Here is a 985-nt window from a genome sequence, read left to right as displayed (position 1 = left end):
GCGGGAAGTAAGAGACGTACATCATAACAGACATGAAGGTCGCTACCCAACCCAAAACTTTCATTTGTTTTTCAGACATTTTCAAAACCTCTTTCATTTTTATGAATCATATTTTATAATCTTTTTTCAAAACAATCAAGTCTTTAAAACTTTTGTTATAAAGATATAAACTATCACAATCTTGTTATAAGAAAGAGGGAACAGAAAAAAGACCGAATTGCTCCGTTCTGTTTACTCAATCAAATATTAGAAAATGAATACTCCTTTTCAATGAATCGATTGATTGATGGTAAATAAGCCGTTAGAAATTATTGACAGTATCGAAATTTTCTAGTAAAATGAATTTTGTTAATACCTAAATGGTGTGTAGTTTTCTATCAACATAGTCAGGAGAAAAGGAACTTATGCTAAAAAAATTTAATGAATTGTCACTGAAAGATAAGGCTTATCTAATTGGCGGTTTGAGCTTATTAGTCATTGTGATCTCATTTGGTCTACTCAATCGTCAAACAGTAACTGTCAGTCTTGTCTTTACACAACTATCTGCTCCCTTGATTTTGGTGATTTTTACTTGTCTAGTAATCGGGATCATTGCTGGTAGTGCTATTGGTATTAGCTATCACCATAACAAGACTCAAGATCTGAGAAGCCGCATTGCTGAAGCAGAAGCGACTATCAATATAAAAGACAGGGAGCTTGTCCAGTACGAGGAACAGGTGCAACAATTAAAACAGGAAGCCAAACAATAAGTGTAGAAATCATAACCACCCGTGAAAACGGGTGGTTTTTTGTCTCGCACCTAACGGAGCGAGACGGACTGAAAGTCGCATAAATACAAAAAAGATCGAATTGCTCCGATCTTTTTAAGTTTCACTCCAAGAATGTTTAGATAAAAAATTTGATAATAGAATTACCTACTTCATACGATAAAAATCAATCACTAGACCAGCAGGCCCTTTAACTAATAAGGACTCTGTTCCCCAAT

1 protein-coding gene and 1 pseudogene are annotated in these 985 nt (G+C 34.5%); one reads left to right on the top strand and one right to left on the bottom strand.

The window, feature by feature from the left end:
- The first annotated feature begins 404 nt into the window (after positions 1 to 404).
- Entirely contained in the window at positions 405 to 749 is a 345-nt protein-coding gene (locus GMD4S_RS09390) for a lipopolysaccharide assembly protein LapA domain-containing protein (RefSeq protein WP_000913393.1), read from the top strand.
- Between the two features lie 165 nt (positions 750 to 914).
- Here the strand turns inward: GMD4S_RS09390 and GMD4S_RS13055 are convergent.
- Positions 915 to 985: pseudogene (locus tag GMD4S_RS13055) on the bottom strand (VOC family protein); the annotation flags it as partial.

Source organism: Streptococcus sp. GMD4S (genome assembly GCF_000296955.1).
This window is presented reverse-complemented; position numbering and strand designations above follow the sequence as displayed.

Coding starts and splice junctions, on each gene's coding strand:
- GMD4S_RS09390 (WP_000913393.1), top strand. CDS start 405: ATGCTAAAAAAATTTAATGAATTGTCACTGAAAGATAAGGCTTATCTA.